Genomic DNA, 16138 nt, shown 5'->3' with positions numbered 1-16138 from the left:
GGCGGTCGGGGGCTCAGATAACCTTGGCGGCCATCAGGTCATGCATGTGCAGGGCGCCCACCAGCTTGCCCTGGCTGTCGGTAACGAGCAATTGGCTGACTCGCATTTCGTCCATGCGGGCAGCGGCGTCGACGGCCATTGCTTCGGGGTTGATCGAATGGGGCTGGCGCGTCATGCCGTCGCTGACGCTCAGGCCGGTAATGCTGCCACGTTTTTCCAGCAGGCGGCGCAAGTCGCCATCGGTAAAAATGCCGCAGGGCCGTCCGTCGGCATCCAGCACGGCGGTCATGCCCATGCCTTTGCGCGAAATTTCCTCCAGTGCCTGGATCATGCCAGCCTGGGCCGGCACGGTGGGCAATTGTTCCCCCTGGCGCATGATGTCACGCACGAGGGTCAGCAAGCGTCGGCCCAATGCGCCACCCGGATGCGAACGGGCGAAATCCTCTGCATTGAAGCCTCGGGCTTCCAGGCAGGCGACAGCCAGCGCATCGCCCAGGGCCAGGGCTGCCGTGGTGCTGGCAGTCGGTGCCAGGTTAAGCGGGCAGGCTTCCTGCGCGACGGCGCTACTGAGATAGATATCCGCATTGCGCGCAAGTTCCGACTGCGGGTTGCCGCTGATGGCGATCACCGGTACGCCCAGCCGGCGCACGGCCGGCAGGATGGTCAGCAATTCCTGGCTGCCGCCGGATTGTGACAGGGCGATCAGGATGTCATTGCTGGTCACCATGCCCAGGTCGCCATGCACTGCTTCGGCGGCATGCAGGAAAAAAGATGGCGTGCCGGTGGAGGCGAAGGTAGCGGCGATCTTGGTGGCGATGTGGCCGGTCTTGCCCAGGCCGCTGACAATCACCCGCCCTTTGCAGGCCAGGATGCGTTCGACGGCCTGGGGAAAGGCGTTGCGCAGGGATTCGCGCAGCGCCAGGATCGCCTGTGCTTCGGTTTCCAGGGTGCGGAATGCGCTGGCCAGCGCGAGTTCGGGGTTGAATGCGGTCGTGGAGTCCATTGCGGGATTTTAGTGCAGTGCTGCCGGTGCCGGCGCATACGGGATTTGCAAAGCCGGCATGCGCATGGCAATCTGGCGGGCGTAGCCGCCTGGCGGCGCGCCTCTGGCTGAATTATGGCGCACCAGACCGGTCGTTCGCGGCTTTTATCCTTTTGTCTTGTCATTCTTTATGGAGCAGGCTCATGCCGACCGCCAATGCCCCCGTTATGTTGGGAACCCCTTTGTCCGACCGCGCAGTGCGTGTCATGTTGTTGGGCGCGGGGGAACTGGGCAAGGAAGTGGTGATTGCCTTGCAGCAACTGGGGGCGGAGGTCATTGCCGTCGACCGCTATGAAAATGCGCCGGGCCAGCAGGTGGCCCACCGTGCGCATGTTATTCCGATGACGGATCGCGACGCGCTGCGCCGCGTCATCGAGCAGGAGCGCCCGCACATTATCGTGCCAGAAATCGAGGCCATCGCGACCGACCTGCTGGTGGAGCTGGAGCAGGCCGGGGTGGCGCGGGTAACACCGACGGCCCGGGCCGCGCGCCTGACCATGAACCGCGAGGGTATCCGGCGTCTGGCGGCCGAAGAGCTGGGCCTGTCGACGTCACCCTATCGTTTTATCGACAGCCTGGCGGAGTTGCAGGCGGCGATTGACGGCGGCATCGGTTATCCCTGCGTGATCAAGCCCGTCATGTCGTCGTCGGGCAAGGGGCAATCGGTCATTCGCACGCCGGAAGACGTGGCCGAAGCCTGGCGCGTTGCGCAGGAAGGCGGACGTGTCGGCGGGGGCCGTGCCATCGTCGAGGGCTTTATCAATTTCGATTATGAAATCACACTGCTGACCGTGCGCTCCCGCGCTGCGGACGGCACGACGCGCACCGGCTTCTGCGCGCCCATCGGCCACCGGCAGGTGGACGGCGATTACGTCGAAAGCTGGCAGCCGCACCCCATGTCGGACAAGGCGCTGGCGCGCGCCCGGGAAATTGCCGAAGCCGTGACTGGCGCGCTGGGCGGCTGGGGCGTATTCGGGGTCGAATTGTTCGTGGCGGGCGACCAGGTGTGGTTCTCGGAGGTCAGCCCGCGCCCGCATGATACTGGCATGGTCACCATGGTGACCCAGGCGCAGAGCGAGTTTGTGCTGCATGCGCGTGCATTGCTGGGGCTGCCGGTGGATACTGCGCTACGCCAGCCGGGCGCCAGCAGCGTGATCTATGGCGGGGTGGATGCCGGGGCCGTGTCGTTCGACGGAGTGGCGCAGGCCCTGGCCGAACCCGGCGTGGACTTGCGCCTGTTTGGCAAGCCGGAATCCTTCGTCAAACGCCGCATGGGTGTGGCGCTGGCGGTGGCTGACGATGCCGAGGCTGCGCGCATCAAGGCAAAACAGGCTTCGGCCAAGGTGAAGGTCGTCGCCTGAGTGCCAGCCCGCAAGGATGTGCCTGCTTGACCAGTCCGGTTTGCGGGCCAGTTATGCTTTCTGGCTGCCGGCCGGGCGGACGAAGGTCAGCGTGGTTTCTTTCAGCGGGACGGCTGCGCCGACGGCCGGTGTGGCGGGCGTGGCTGCCATCACGGCTTCCTGGGCGGCTGCCGGGCTGGTGTTGTCTGTCTCGTCATGTTTCTGGTGCGATTCCGGGCCCTGGAATTCGTCGCCATCGAAGGCCTTGTCGCCTTCGGCATCCGGGATGCCAGTGGGCTTGAGACCGGCGAAATCGAACAACTCGCGGTCCATCAGGTGTGACGGCACGACGCGCGACAGCGCATTGAAGATGTTCCAGGCGCGTCCTGGCTGTTCCTTGTCCCACTGCGCGATCATGCGGCCGACTTCCTGGCGTTTCAGGTTCTCCTGGCTGCCGCACAGATTACAGGGGATGATGGGGAACTGCATGTGGCGGGCATAGGCGATCAGGTCGCGCTCGGGCACGTAGGCCAGCGGGCGGATGACCGTATGGCGGCCGTCGTCGGATACCAGCTTGGGCGGCATGCCCTTCATTTTGCCGCCATAGAACAGGTTCAGGAAAAAAGTGGCCAGGATATCGTCGCGATGGTGGCCCAGCGCAATCTTGGTTGCGCCCAGTTCATCGGCCACGCGGTACAGAATGCCGCGCCGCAGGCGCGAGCAAAGCGAGCACATGGTCTTGCCTTCGGGCACCAGGCGGGTCACGATCGAATAGGTGTCCTGCGTTTCGATGTGGAACGGTACGTCCAGGCTGCGAAGATACTCGGGCAGGATGTGGTCGGGGAAACCGGGCTGCTTCTGGTCCAGGTTGACCGCTACGATGTCGAAATGAAAGGGCGCTCTTACACGCAGCCGCATCAGGATGTCCAGCAGGCCATAGGAATCCTTGCCGCCCGACAGGCAGACCATGACGCGGTCGCCTGCCTCGATCATGTTGTAGTCGGAAATGGCGCGGGTGGTTTCCCTGGCCAGGCGCTTGGCCAGCTTGTTGTTTTCCAGGCGTTCGCGGGCCTGGGCTTTCGCGCTCAAGGGCGTGGCGGCGGTATCCGGGGTGGCGATACTCATAGCGTCGTATTCCGGTCCATGGTGACTTCTACGCCGACAGCGGCGCAATCGGAGAAAACCGTCGGTTTGCTGATGCGCAGCTTGACGGCCTGTATATCGTTGAAATCGGCCAGCAGGCGCAGGCCCACCTTTTCGCACAGGGTCTCGATCAGGTTGACGTGGCCGCGCGTGCATTCGGCGATGATGGCGTCGCGCAGCTGACGGTAATCCAGCACGCTGCGGATATCGTGGTCGTTGACGGGCTGGCGGATGATGACGTCGAATTCCGCGTCTATGTGCAAGGGCTGGGTGGTGCGCAGTTCGTGGGCCAGGATGCCGATGTTGGCGTCCACCGCCAGGCGGGAAAAGAAAACGCGGCGTAGGTACATGATGATTGGGTGTCGAAAAAAGAAGGGCGGTCGCGGCGTGGCTTCAGGAGGGACAACTCCGTTGGGGCGGCGGGCCGGCTCAGCTGTCAGGGCCGGAGGGCATCATGCTGAAGTCACGTGCAAAGCCCACCAGATGCTGGCCGCCATCGACCAGCAGCGTGGTGCCGGTGATGGCAGGGTTGTGCGCCATGAAAACCGCAGCGTCGGCGATATCGGCAGCGGTGCTGGCCTGCCCCAGGGGGGCCAGGCGGTGCGTTTGCTCGAAGGCTTCAGGCGTTTGCAGATGGCTGGGCAGGGTCAGCCCTGGTGCGATGCCGACCACGCGCACGTGCGGCGCCAGCGCCTGTGCCAGCATGGTGGTGGCAGATTCCAGCGCGGCCTTGCTCAGGGTATAGCTGAAGAAATCCGGGTTGTAGTTCCAGAGTTTCTGGTCCAGCAGGTTGATCACCACGCCCCGGGCCTGGCGCTCGCGCACATGGCGGGCCAGATCGCGCGCCAGCGCGACGGGCGCCACCAGGTTGGGCCGCATGTGGCCGAACAGCAGGCTGGTGTCGAAGCTGTCGGCATCGTCGTAGTCAAAACGAGAGGCGTTGTTGACCACGGCATCCAGATGGCCGAATGCGGCCAGTGCTTCCTGGAACAGCTGGCCGGCTGCGCCGTCTTCGGCGAGGTCGGCCGCAATGATGGCTGCCTGCGCGCCACAGGCCCGTACGGCGTCTGCCGTGGCATGCGCTTCGTCCGGGCTGGCGCGGTGATGAATGACGACATCCCAGCCGCGTTGTGCAAAACCCAGGGCGATGGCGCTGCCCATGCGCCGGGCGGCGCCGGTGATGAGGACGGCGCGGCGAATGCCGGAAGAAAAGGAACTCTGGTTCATGCGCCGGATTTTAGGGCATTCCGATGCCCGTCGGCTTGTCTTGCGGGTTGACCTGCTTGGTCCGGCCGATCTCCGGTGGCCGGAGATCGGCACCGGGCAAATGCGTGCCGGACAAGCGCGGGGCGGCATGCGGGCGCGAGCCCTGCTGCCGCGCCCGGCCGCTTACGCGGCAGGGCCTGCCAGTTTGCTGATGGTCCAGTTGCCGGGCTGGGCCGGGTTCAGCGTGACGGTGAACTGGCGCAGTTCGTCGCGGCGGAACACGTGGAAGCGTACGACATCGCCTGCGCGGCGGCGGGCCAGCATTGCATTGAGCGCATCCACGGACGCGATGCGCAGGCCATCGGCGGCAATGATTAGGTCTTGTGCGGACAGGCCGCCATGGTGTGCCGCGCCGCCTTCCTGCACGGCGGCGATGCCCGCGCCGTCGCTGGCGACACGGGTGCGGATATCCAGCGACGGAGCGCTGCCGGCGGCTGCCGGTCCGGCCTGGAACCCTTGCGCGGCGAACAGTTGCGGCAATGGCAGGTCTTCGGTGCCTTCGGTCCATGCCGCGATTTCAGCCGTCGCGTCGATGCCGGTGGCTTCCTGTACCAATGCCGGCATGGCATCTTCGGGAATGCCGCGCGCCAGGCCGCGATAGAACTCCCGGCCATAGCGCTTCCACAGCAGGCGCATCACATCGTCCAGCGATTTCTTGCCGCCGCTGGCGTTGCGCAGGTGCAGGTCCAGGGCGAGCGCCACCAGAGAACCCTTGGTGTAGTAGCTGGAAATCGCATTGACCGAGTTCTCGTCTTGCTTGTAGTAGCGCGTCCAGGCATCGAAACTGCTTTGTGCGACGGATTGCTTGAAGCGGCCGGTGCCGTTGTGCACCACATGCAGCGTCTTGCCCAGCAGCTTGAAGTAATTGGTCTCACTGATGACCCCGGCACGCAACAGCATCAGGTCGTCGTAGTAGGACGTAAAACCCTCGAAGACCCAAAGCAGGCGCGTGTGTGCGGGGCGGTCCAGCACATAGGGCACGAAGGCGGCGGGCTTGATGCGCTTGACGTGCCAGGTGTGGAAATATTCGTGGCTGACCAACCCCAGGAAACTGCGGTAGCCGTCGCTCTGTTCGGTCTCGCCCAGCACGGGCAGGTCATTGCGCGACACCAGCAGCGCCGTGCTGGCGCGGTGCTCCAGGCCACCATAACCGTCGCCGGTCACCTGGACCAGGAACACGTAGCGGCGGGCGCTGTCCAGAAACGGCGCGCGGCGGGTTTCAGGCTCGAAAAACGCAATCTGCGTTTCGCAGATGCGGCGCACATCGTCAATGATGCGGGACAGGTCCAGCTGTGGAACCAGGCCGGTAAAGACAATCTCGTGCTCGGCGCCATAGGCGTCGAAGCGGGCCACCATCGGCGTGCCCATTTCCACCGGGTGGTCGATAAGTGCGTCGTAGTCGGGCGCAAGATAGCAGCCAAAACCATGGCGGCGAGCGCAGCCGGGCAGGCCGCGGGCTTCGGGCAGGCTGGTGTGTACCTTCCAGCCGTTGATGCCGGCGGGGGCAGCAATATCAACCAGGCAGGGGCGGTCTTCCTGGCCGACGACTTGCAGGAACACGCTGGTGCCATTGAAAAAGCCGTGGCTTTCATCCAGGTGCGCGCCGCGCACGGACAGATCCCAGGCATAAACGGTGTATTCCAGTTCCAGCGGGCCCTCGGCCGCATCGGCTTGCCAGCGGTGATCATCCAGCTTGCGCAGTGCGACGGCAGCGCCGTGGCAACGGGCAGAAATGGTTTCGATCTGGCGCGCGAAATCGCGGATCAGGTAACTGCCGGGAATCCAGGCGGGCAGCGCAAAGCACTGGCCACCGGCATCCGGCTGCTCGACCTTCAGGTGCACGCGGAAACGGTGCCCGGCCGGGTCGAAGGGTTCGATACGATACTGAATGGGAGTTGGGGTTTTGCTGACGGTATTCATGGCGCAATTGTAGAGCCAGGCGCGTCATGCGTGCCGGGCGCATGCGCCCGGCCCTGCAGGTCAGCGTTGCAGTCAGTCGTGGCTGATGCGCGTGCCCAGCACCTTCAGGAATTGTGCCATCCAGGCCGGGTGTGCCGGCCAGGCGGGGGCCGTCACCAGATTGCCGTCGGTGTGGGCCTGGTCTACCGGAATATTCATATAGGTGCCGCCGGCCGTTTCCACATCCGGTTGGCAGGCCGGGTAGGCGGAGCACGAACGACCTTTCAGCACGCCAGCGCCGGCCAGCAATTGCGCGCCGTGGCAGACCGCCGCCACCGGCTTGTCGGCCTCGAAGAAATGGCGCACGGCAGCGATCACCTTGGCATTCAGGCGCAGATACTCGGGGCCGCGGCCGCCGGGAATCACCAGGGCATCGAAATCAGCGGGATCCAGGCTATCGAAGCTGCCATTGAGCGTGAAATTGTGGCCGGGTTTTTCGCTATAGGTTTGCGCGCCTTCGAAATCGTGGATCGCCGTCTTGATCTGCTCGCCCGCCTTCTTGCCGGGGCAGGCGGCAAGCACCTCATGGCCCACCGCCAGCAGTGTCTGGAACGGCACCATGGTTTCGTAGTCTTCGCAATAATCGCCGCAAATCATCAGGATTTTCTTGCCTGCCATGAGTTGTCTCCTTGAGGTCTCGTGATGGACGGGGGCATGCATCAGCCTTGCTGGAAGGATTGTGCGCCGGCCCCGTATGACAGGGTAGTAGGGGATTCCTGCGGGAGGATGACGGCAAGAGAGGCATTGCGGGAATCATGATGTCCGGTTTGTTGGGAGACGGCTTGTAGCAATGATGCCTGCGCTGCTCATTTGACCGGATTTCGCGTGCCATATCCATTGTGCAATGCGCCAGGTGGCGGCAAGCACCGCATCAGGATGGACAGGCTGAATCGCTGGACGGGAGCTGTCAAATCTACAGTCCTAGCGTGCCTTCCCAGAAATCCCTGAACTCCTCACCGCCGGCAATGGCAGTGCAAAGCTGCACAATGGGCTCCAGTTTCTCACGTACACCGGGTTCATCTCCAAAGCCAGAGGCAAAATGGGATTTGTTCATTTGCCCGCATAGCAAGGCTTCCAGGTAGGACTCCATGTCCTGGGCGAGGTCGCCCAGGAATTCGCTATCGCCGTGGATGGCCTGGATCGGGTGATCGTTATAGGCCTCGATGCGTCCGGAAGGGGTCAACACAATCCTGGCTTCGGACATGGTGGCGAAATGCCAGCCTTCGAGTACCTGTTTGGGTTCGGAAAGAAAACTGGTCCAAAGCATATGGATCGAAGACAGATCATAGTGTTGATAAAGTGCTTTTATCTCTTCGGGTGCATTGTCAAGGGGATAAGGCGTTGGTCTTTCAATAGGAGTGGTTCGGCTGATCTCATGTTTTTCGTGAATTGCGGTGTCGTTACTCTTTATAGATAGAATTTTGGGTAGGCGAAGCCATGGTAAATAGGCTAGAAAGACGTTTATTTTCATAGTTGGAAAATTATTTGTATGGATGCAGGATTTGATACCATTTTCGGTGAATGGATTGGGGGAGAGGGATAGCTATATTTCCCTGCATCCAATGATGGTGGGTCAGGGTTTGCCCCTCAAAATTCTGGTGGGTTGAGTTGTAGCGAATCCATTGTTGATCAATGATTGGTGCAAGACCGTTGTTAATATTTCGTTGGTTGTGTTCGCTAAATATTTCGGGTTGTCGTTGAAGTAGCACCCTGAAGAATGCAGTTCCATCTCGATTGAAACCAAAGGCATTGGTATTTCTGCCGGTGGAAATGTTGTTCATATTTACTGCTAAATTCCAATTGACATAGGCGTCCGGAATTGGAGACGACATGTTGCTTGGCAGGCGTGCAATGAGTGGGCTATGCGGATCCAGGGTTCTGAGCAGGTTTTCATAGGCAGTCACTTCATTCTGGGTGAATTGCACAGGGGAGTTCGGATTGGTCATCCGATCCGGCACTCTTCCTCCACGGGCAATGATGGCAGTTGCCAAGTCTTGACCACGTAGGTTCAAATAATACTGTTGTGGGCTGATTTGTTGCTGAGCCGCTCGAGTACGCATGGCCAGCCTGCCATTATTGTCATAAGCGGTTTCAGCAGTAGTGATGGCAGTCTGGGCATCGCCGCCAATGTAGGCTGCAATGCTGCCAGCAACAAATTTACCGTAGGCCTTGACCTTATTATCAAAGGCGGTCCACTCCTCCGTTGAGGCGGAAAGCGAAGGCACATCCTCGATAAAGAACTCCGCAACAATTTCAGCAACCGCAGCGCCAATGGCGCCGTCGCGGCAACTTCCCCCGGCGATGGAGCCGGCGGTGCAGCCTGCCATGGCATGTGCGACCTTATGCAGAACCTGGTTGGTGATTGTGCTGTCGCGCAGATCTTTAATATAGCTGCGAGCAATTTCTCCATGAGCGGTGTCGATCAGTCCGCCAATCAAGCCTTTTTTGATCGCTTCGGTGAGTTCGTCACCATTGATCGCGGCATAGGTTAACGCCCGACCGCTTGCGTTGATGAGATTGAAAGCCAGTCGTTCTGTGGTGGTGGAGCCATTGGCTAGCCCTTGCATTCCGTCCAGCCCCGCGACATTTGCCATGGCTCCGGCGGTAATCGCAGCGGCGAGTGCTGCACGGGCGGTGTCGCTATTGCTCAGGTCTTTGAGAGTCTTACCAATATCGCCCTGGTTGTTGACCAAGGTAATGCTGGCCTGTGCGGCCAGGCTGGTGATGGCGGCGTTGGCCATCAGGCCCGCTGTCGTGAAGCTGGTGGTCGCCACGCCATTGACGATGACGGTCTTGCTGCCAGCAGATCCCAGCAGCGATGCACCAGTGCCGTGGGTTGCAGCTGTCACAACCACAGCCAGCAACGCTGCACCCGCAGGCGTCAGGCCTTCCTGTGATTCATGCCATTGTTCGAACGCCAGTTGTACCGGCTGCCAGTTGACGTCGTTGCGCTGTGCCAGGACATCCAGGTATTCGTAGCCAGGCTGTCTGGCCAGTTTGGTTAGTTCGGTCTTGAAATCGCCGTCAGGAATGTCTGCCAAAACCGTGCCATTAAACACAGGCGAAACCGGCCCGGTGAACTTCGGCATGGCCAGGGTTTCGGTGATGCTGCCGGCGTTGAGAGTGCGTTGCCAGACAACGTAGTTGCCTTCTTTGGTACGTGTCTCTGTAACGCGGCGTTTGATGCCTTCCATGATAATACGTGCATCAGCACGAGCATTGGCACCAACGCCAACATTGATTGACGCACCTTGGAGTGTATCGAAGAGGGTGCCTTGCAGTAAGGTATCCCATCCTGAGTTTGTTTGAGAAGAGGAGGCGATGAGGTGCGTAGGAAGTTGAGACGCAATTTCTCTGGTGGTAGTGCTTTTGTTTTTTCCAGTGCTTATTCCCAATAGGGAGGATTTTTTTTGTGAATTGACCTGGCTGTAGGTTATTTCCGGGACTGCATAGAGATTTAGTGCATTGGCTGCAGTGATGTGTATATTATTTTGCGACGCATCAAAGACGGTTGCTTCGGCGACAACGCTTTCGCCAGATTTAATGGAAATATCTTGCCCTTTGATAACTGTTGGTGATGCGGTTGTGTCTTGATTTGTCTCCGTTTTAGTTACCTTCTTTTTTTTATACCATTTTCCTGTTTTATAGCTGCGAGAGCTGTAGCTGTAGAATTCTTCTTGTCCTGCTTCCAGTCGTAGGTCGCCACGAGATTGAAGTAAGACTTTTCCGAGTGAGGACGTGATTTCTGAATCATTAATGACTAAACTAGATTGGGCGTTTGTTCCGACGGCTTGAATGGTGGTGTCCGATGCTCCCTGGATTCGGGCGGGTGTGCTAAATAGAGCCCAGGCATGATATTCAGTATTTGGGTCACCATACTGATAGAGATCAGAGAGGCCGCTGATGTGGATACCAATCGGTTTTTTTTGTTCGTTAGTGGGAGCAGACTTATCCTGAGGCAAGGCTCCTGTGGATTGAATTTCTATTTTTCCACTGGATAATATGTCTGATCCAAATATCGCAATTCCGCTGGCGGAGGTGAGATTGATGTTTCGTCCTTGTATGGATGTGCCGAGGTTTTCGTATCCTTTTGCAGGCTTCGAAATTGTATTTATGTAATCTATAATTTCAAATTTCTTTGATTCTATTACTCGGGCTGTTTTGTCGTATGGTGCTAAACGAGCTAGTGCCTCATCCCATTGGTCTGCAATGGAGGTGCAATAATTGGTTCTTCTGGATCTGGCACATTTGTCGTAGTAAATGGGTTCAAGTTCTATGGCTTTGGTGTCCCAGTAAATATATTCAGGGTCATGCCATATTTTGTTCAGCTGTTGTTGTACTTCATCTTGTAATTGTTGGAGCTGGAGGATGCGTTGAGCAGGTACGTAGTTGCTGAAATTATTCTTTATTCCATCGATCAGCAGGCTTCCAGTGTAAGATGTAATGCTTAAATTGGCATTGCTTTTTAGATTGGCGCCCTGGATATTGACTGTTGCGCCTCCTAGGGTCAAGTTGCCTTGAGCATTGAGCGAAACTGTTTTAGCGTTAGTGTTGCCCTGAGTTCCAGGAATACCTAAGAGAGTCAGTGCACCCTCACGGGTTGCAATGTTAAGATCCCGACCGGCCGACAGTTGCGAGGCATGCAGGTGCAGGCCAGTGCCGAATAGGCTAGTGCCTTCTGGAACTAGAGTGATGTCGCCAGTGCCTGCTAATATTGTTAAGTCAGTCTGTGCGGAAAATTTGCTGGCTGTGCCGCTGTTCGGGCTGGTGTCGATGGTAATTGTGCCGCCGGACTCTAGGCTTAATTGGCCGCTGAAGGGCTTGATGTTTGTGCTCTTGGCTGTTGATGTTTTTAGGTTGCTATTGTCGATTTTTAATGGGCCAGTTTCGTTGTAAACGGAAAGAGCGCCGCCAGCATATGTACCGTTAGCGTGGTTTTGGCTGCGTTTAGACGAAAAGCTGAGTATGTCACCTGCCGAAAGATAGTTTCCTAATGATGTGATAGTACTTTCGGCACTTGTTATCCCCAGGCCGCCGCTGCTTGAAATGCTAACGGAGTTTAGGCTGGCAGCTTGTTTTGAGTGTAGAGCTAGATTTTTTCCTGCATAGAGCCGGCTATTGAGATCAGCGCTGTCTTGCAGCGTAGCAGATCCATTTTCAGCGATAATGCTTAGGTCACCTGTTCTGGCGTTGAAATAGCTGCCTTTGATGGATACGTTTGTGCCCGCTTGCAACGTGATGTCACTTGCGCTAATTCTTGCTTGTAGCGGGCCTACAGGAACTTTGAATGGCGTGGGTACGATATAGGTGTCATAAAGTGTTTCGGTTTCTATAGCACCTTGGGCAACAATTTTGGTGTGTCCCTCCGCGAGCAGGCTAGAAGCTTGTATTTGGACGTTTCCCTCCGTGCTGCCTACGATTAAATTGCCTCTAGATTCAAGCGTGCTAGCTATCATAGGCTCGGATTGCGGATTTTGTGCCGTGAGGGCTTTCACTGTAGTACCTTTCCGGCTGACTAAGCTTGCGTTCCCGGCTGTTGCGTGTAGGCCTTCTGCCGTGATTGTCCCTTCATAGGCTGAAATATTTAATGTCTTTTCGGCATTAAGTTTGATCGCAGCTGTTTCATGATAAGCGTGCTGTGCTTGAAGTGTGATTCCCTCTTGTTGAAGCGCCTCAATGGATAGGTCTTTTTGCGCGGCGAGCTGTATATCACCAGTGAGTTGAATCTGACCTCCTGATAGTGAAAGGTTTCCGTTAGCCTCAAGTTTCGTTGTTCGGGATATGTTGGGGTGGTAATTGTGAAAAACTTTCCAGCCGTCGATGAATAGCTTTTCTTCACTAATTAATGACATATCTTGCATGGCACGCATGGAGATATGGGGTGAGATGAATAGGGTTTTTCCTGCCTGTAAATGTACATTGCCTTGCGTGCTCTCGAGGTCAGCATGTTTGTGGTTTAGTTCATTTACGAAAACCAGGTTGCCGCTTGCAATGAGAGTCGCTTGTTTGGCTCCTTGAATGTGGAAGTTGCCCATAAGGATATTTGCGTCCGTTTCACGGAACGGGGCGCCGGTTTCCAGGTGTACTGTTTGACCTGTCGCGTGTAAATTGCGGGCATTTATACCTTCAGCGCTAATGGCCACAACATCTTCAGCTTGGCTTGATAGCGTAGTCGTCGACAGAGACATCAAACCATCGCTATTCAGTTGTACCTTGCCATTGGCCTCCACATGGCTGCCCGTCTCCAACGTGAGCGTGCGCCCAGCGCTGAGCGCAATCTGTCCGCGTTGGGTGACGCCATTGGTGCTGGTGCTGCCCAGGCTTTTAATAAGTGCATTGTTCTGTAGGTTAAGGTCTCGCTCCGCGTGCAGCACTACATTGGCCGGCGTTGCTGTGGTTTGAGCCAGCCCGCTGCCGGATAGGTGCATGTCATTGCCGGCCTTGGCGATGAGAAGCTGTCTGCCTTGTAGTTTTCCTGTGTTGTTCAGGTCTCCTGACAGTGTGGCAATGCTGGTGACGGCTGCATCCATCACGCCCGAGTTTTCCAGTTTTCCCTCGGCGGTGACGACCAACTGGCCGCTGCCGACGTTGGATTGCAAGGTGCCAGCATTGCGCACACCTGCGCCGTCCTCGGTTGCTAGTAGCAGGATACGTCCCGCATACATCCCACCCAGTGCTGCCGTGTCAATGGCGACAGTTGGTTTGGCGCCTGTGCCGGTGTTGGTTTCCAGCAAGCCATCCGTATAGCCGATGGTCTGTGTACCTGTGGTAATGCTGAGCGTGTCGTTGGCACTTGCTTGCATTTTGCCGGATATTTTGACCGCCCGAGCCAGTACATCCGTATAGCTGACGCCACTCGTATTTATGCCTTTGCTGCTGACGCTGACTGTTCCGCGTTCCACTTTCAGGCCAGTCAACTGACCGTTCTCCATGACGGGAGTGCCGGTGGTCAATGTGGCGCGACTGGCGTTGCTGAAACTGGCGCCGTCAATGTTGATGCCCGATGGGTTGGCAATAATGACTTCGGCTCGACCGCCTTGTACCGCCAGTTGTCCTCCCAAGTAGCTGGGGTTACTGGAGCGGACTTCATTCAGGATGACCTTGGCTTCTCCCTTGGCTAGCCAAGGGTTGCTGCCGCGCTGGTTGTTGAGGATCGCGCCGTTGGCTTGGACATCGAACTGTTGGTATGTGTTGCGGCTAACGCCAGCCTCGCTGGGCGTCTGGATATTGACCAGCGGCTTGCCGTCACTGGTCTGAAGAATTGTCGGGCGCTGGTTGCCGGGCGCAGTCGGGTCGGCGACGATCTGTGCATATGCTGCGGGTATCAATGCCCAGGCCAGCAACGAGGCCGAGAGCCGCGTTGGTAATCGCACATGCGGGGCGGCGTGAGATGTTGTTGCCCATCCCTGGCTCTCCTGCACAGGTTTGAGGAGGCGTGCGTGGCATGTGCCTTGGTGTTGCGAGTTACTGCGGGCCGTTTCCTGTACTGCTACAAGTATGCCGCGGGCTACGTTGAAGACGAGACGATGAAGGTTCTTGTTCATAGCGGTTCGAAATGCAGAAGAGGTTCAGAATGGGTAGTCGAGACTGAAACCGGCAGTGACATTTGCCGTTTGCATGTGTGGAGGTTTGTGCAGAGGGACGCCGACGAAGAGGTCGTAAAGCAGGCCGCTTTGGTTACCGCGCAGCCCTAAAACTGCGCCGGCTAGGTGGCGGCCGGATAGCCATTCGCTGGATGGACCGCTGACAGCACCGAAGTCCAGGCCGCCGTAGGCTTGGTGTAGGCCGGCGCCCAGCGATATGGCGAGTTCATTGCGCAGCAGCCAGCCGCGGTCGGCCATCAGGCTGTACTCACCATCGAAGCCGCGCACGCTGTAGCGTCCACCGATTGAAAACCTTTCATTGGGTGCCAGCGGGGTGCGATTCCATTGTGCGCGCCAGGTGGCGCTGTATTGGAAGAGTTGATTGCCCCAACGCCATGGCAGATGCAAAGTGGCATCAGCGTTGATGATCTTGAAGCGTGCGGTGCCTTCACCAAAATTTTGTTCGGGTGCTGGAATGGCACCAAAGGCGCCAGTGCCACGTCGAAAAGAAAGTGTGACATCGGTGGTTGCATTGCCGAGGAATGCCCGATGGTTGATGCCAAGCTCCCAGCCGCCAGTGCGCCGGCGTTGCACTTTGATTTCTGTGTCGTCGATGTAGTTGCTGGAGCGTCGCTGGAAAGCCTTGGCGTGTAGGCTGACTCGGTGTCTGGCATTGCGCCATATCATCCGACTGAGCTGTATTTGTGTTTGTCGGCTGTTGCCCTGGTAGAGATAATTCTGGTTGGCGCCGGAGATGTTTTGCCGATAATCATTGCGGCTGTAATTGAATGAAGCCAGCCAATTACGCCAGGGGAAGGAGTAGTGGGTGTTCAGGTTTCGGCTACTTTTGGCACCAAGGTCCCCGCCGCCCAGATCATGGCCTAAGTTAATGTGCAAAAGATCGCCTAGTGACCACCAGTTGTCGTACGCCAGGGTGAGACTGCCTTGGTATTTTCCTGTTGCATTGCTACCGCCGTCGTCCAGGCTGACACTAAGCCGAATGGGCCGCTCCTGGGCGTAGGCGACAATTAAGTCACTGTAGCCATCGGCGTTGGTATCCTGGGCGGCAGCGATAGCGATATTGGCGTCAACGCTGGGCAGGCGGCGCAGGTTTTCCAGGCCTTGCTCGATATCGCGCAGGTTCAGCAGGTCTCCCGGGCGGGCCGGCATTGCAGACCAGAGGCTGATTGGACGATAGCTGTCTGATGAAAGAATAATATTGTGAATACGTCCAGGAATGATGTCGATAATTAATACTGAGTTTGTTAAGTCCTGTGATTTCAAGAATAAATGAGTGGTGATGAAGCCTTGTTCGACGAGTGCATGTTGCATGCGGGAGACGACGAGGCGTATGCCTTCGGTGCCCAGGCAGCGCCCCATTGCAGGGTCACTCAGGCCAGACGGTGTGATGCCGCTGTGTGAGGGAAGCGCAGTGAATGTGTGATCTGTATCTCCTTGAAGGAGAATGGTTGAGATGGGAAAACAAGGCGTTTCATCATGAGGAAGCAGAGCGTCATAGTCTGATGGCGTGGCGATCGGCGTCTCTAGGCGAACTGTCGGCGTCTGTTCAAGTTGACGTTGGCGTTCGCGCTGACGTTCTTCCTGTCGTTGAAGTTCTTGGGATGGGTCAGGTAGTTGTTGGCTGAGGACGAGACATGAAAAGAGCGCTGCCACAAGTCCTAAGCCGAGCCTGGATGTGGCATGGTGAGAGAGGTGGTCCGTGTGTTTATGTTGCATGCTTGTTGGACGGCTGCTTGTTCGCGTTATGTCGGGATGTAAAAAATCCAGATTTTTCGATCGAATCT

The 16138-nt window shown here is 57.7% G+C and carries 10 protein-coding genes; 1 reads left to right on the top strand and 9 read right to left on the bottom strand.

Annotation, left to right across the window (positions count from 1 at the left end; translation table 11 throughout):
• Positions 1-13: 13 nt before the first annotated feature.
• The gene (locus EV679_RS14690; RefSeq protein WP_068371421.1) at positions 14-1003 is read right to left on the bottom strand and encodes a KpsF/GutQ family sugar-phosphate isomerase; all 990 of its coding nucleotides are present in this window, start codon (positions 1001-1003) and stop codon (positions 14-16) included.
• Between the two features lie 182 nt (positions 1004-1185).
• On the opposite strand from EV679_RS14690, the gene purT reads away from it, so the two are divergent.
• Positions 1186-2403 carry a formate-dependent phosphoribosylglycinamide formyltransferase gene (gene purT, locus EV679_RS14685; protein WP_068371418.1) on the top strand — a complete coding sequence of 406 codons (1218 nt, stop codon included), beginning with the start codon at positions 1186-1188 and terminating at the stop codon, positions 2401-2403.
• A gap of 51 nt (positions 2404-2454) precedes the next feature.
• On the opposite strand, the gene ttcA is transcribed toward purT, so the two are convergent.
• The 8 genes from ttcA to EV679_RS14645 all read right to left on the bottom strand — a co-directional run bounded on the left by ttcA (position 2455) and on the right by EV679_RS14645 (position 16070).
• On the bottom strand, positions 2455-3507 hold the full coding sequence (gene ttcA / locus EV679_RS14680) for a tRNA 2-thiocytidine(32) synthetase TtcA (RefSeq protein WP_130487609.1): 1053 nt from the start codon (positions 3505-3507) through the stop codon (positions 2455-2457).
• Positions 3504-3875, bottom strand: a complete 372-nt coding sequence (locus tag EV679_RS14675; RefSeq protein WP_127773015.1) for a dihydroneopterin aldolase — start codon at positions 3873-3875, stop codon at positions 3504-3506. The genes ttcA and EV679_RS14675 overlap by 4 nt, the downstream gene beginning before the upstream one ends.
• A gap of 79 nt (positions 3876-3954) precedes the next feature.
• Complete coding sequence (locus EV679_RS14670) at positions 3955-4752, bottom strand: SDR family oxidoreductase (protein WP_130487608.1); 798 nt, start codon at positions 4750-4752, stop codon at positions 3955-3957.
• A gap of 162 nt (positions 4753-4914) precedes the next feature.
• Positions 4915-6711 (bottom strand): M61 family metallopeptidase, encoded by a 1797-nt coding sequence (locus tag EV679_RS14665; protein ID WP_130487607.1) that lies wholly within the window; start codon positions 6709-6711, stop codon positions 4915-4917.
• A gap of 72 nt (positions 6712-6783) precedes the next feature.
• Complete coding sequence (locus EV679_RS14660) at positions 6784-7368, bottom strand: DJ-1/PfpI family protein (RefSeq protein ID WP_068371402.1); 585 nt, start codon at positions 7366-7368, stop codon at positions 6784-6786.
• 295 nt (positions 7369-7663) lie between these two features.
• On the bottom strand, positions 7664-8017 hold the full coding sequence (locus EV679_RS14655) for a hypothetical protein (RefSeq protein WP_130487606.1): 354 nt from the start codon (positions 8015-8017) through the stop codon (positions 7664-7666).
• 214 nt (positions 8018-8231) lie between these two features.
• Positions 8232-14294 carry a two-partner secretion domain-containing protein gene (locus EV679_RS14650; RefSeq protein ID WP_130487605.1) on the bottom strand — a complete coding sequence of 2021 codons (6063 nt, stop codon included), beginning with the start codon at positions 14292-14294 and terminating at the stop codon, positions 8232-8234.
• A gap of 24 nt (positions 14295-14318) precedes the next feature.
• The gene (locus tag EV679_RS14645) at positions 14319-16070 is read right to left on the bottom strand and encodes a ShlB/FhaC/HecB family hemolysin secretion/activation protein (protein ID WP_130487604.1); all 1752 of its coding nucleotides are present in this window, start codon (positions 16068-16070) and stop codon (positions 14319-14321) included.
• Positions 16071-16138: the final 68 nt, after the last annotated feature.

Origin of the sequence: Kerstersia gyiorum (genome assembly GCF_004216755.1) — a bacterium.
GTDB lineage: Bacteria > Pseudomonadota > Gammaproteobacteria > Burkholderiales > Burkholderiaceae_B > Kerstersia > Kerstersia gyiorum.
Note: the sequence above shows the minus strand (reverse complement) of the source record. Positions and strands in the feature narration are given on the sequence as shown.

Excerpts from the sequence above, each read along its gene's own strand:
- ttcA (WP_130487609.1), bottom strand. The coding sequence starts at position 3,507 with ATGAGTATCGCCACCCCGGATACCGCCGCCACGCCCTTGAGCGCGAAA.
- EV679_RS14690 (WP_068371421.1), bottom strand. The coding sequence starts at position 1,003 with ATGGACTCCACGACCGCATTCAACCCCGAACTCGCGCTGGCCAGCGCA.
- EV679_RS14650 (WP_130487605.1), bottom strand. The coding sequence starts at position 14,294 with ATGAACAAGAACCTTCATCGTCTCGTCTTCAACGTAGCCCGCGGCATA.
- EV679_RS14665 (WP_130487607.1), bottom strand. The coding sequence starts at position 6,711 with ATGAATACCGTCAGCAAAACCCCAACTCCCATTCAGTATCGTATCGAA.
- EV679_RS14655 (WP_130487606.1), bottom strand. The coding sequence starts at position 8,017 with ATGCTTTGGACCAGTTTTCTTTCCGAACCCAAACAGGTACTCGAAGGC.
- EV679_RS14660 (WP_068371402.1), bottom strand. The coding sequence starts at position 7,368 with ATGGCAGGCAAGAAAATCCTGATGATTTGCGGCGATTATTGCGAAGAC.
- purT (WP_068371418.1), top strand. The coding sequence starts at position 1,186 with ATGCCGACCGCCAATGCCCCCGTTATGTTGGGAACCCCTTTGTCCGAC.
- EV679_RS14670 (WP_130487608.1), bottom strand. The coding sequence starts at position 4,752 with ATGAACCAGAGTTCCTTTTCTTCCGGCATTCGCCGCGCCGTCCTCATC.
- EV679_RS14675 (WP_127773015.1), bottom strand. The coding sequence starts at position 3,875 with ATGTACCTACGCCGCGTTTTCTTTTCCCGCCTGGCGGTGGACGCCAAC.
- EV679_RS14645 (WP_130487604.1), bottom strand. The coding sequence starts at position 16,070 with ATGCAACATAAACACACGGACCACCTCTCTCACCATGCCACATCCAGG.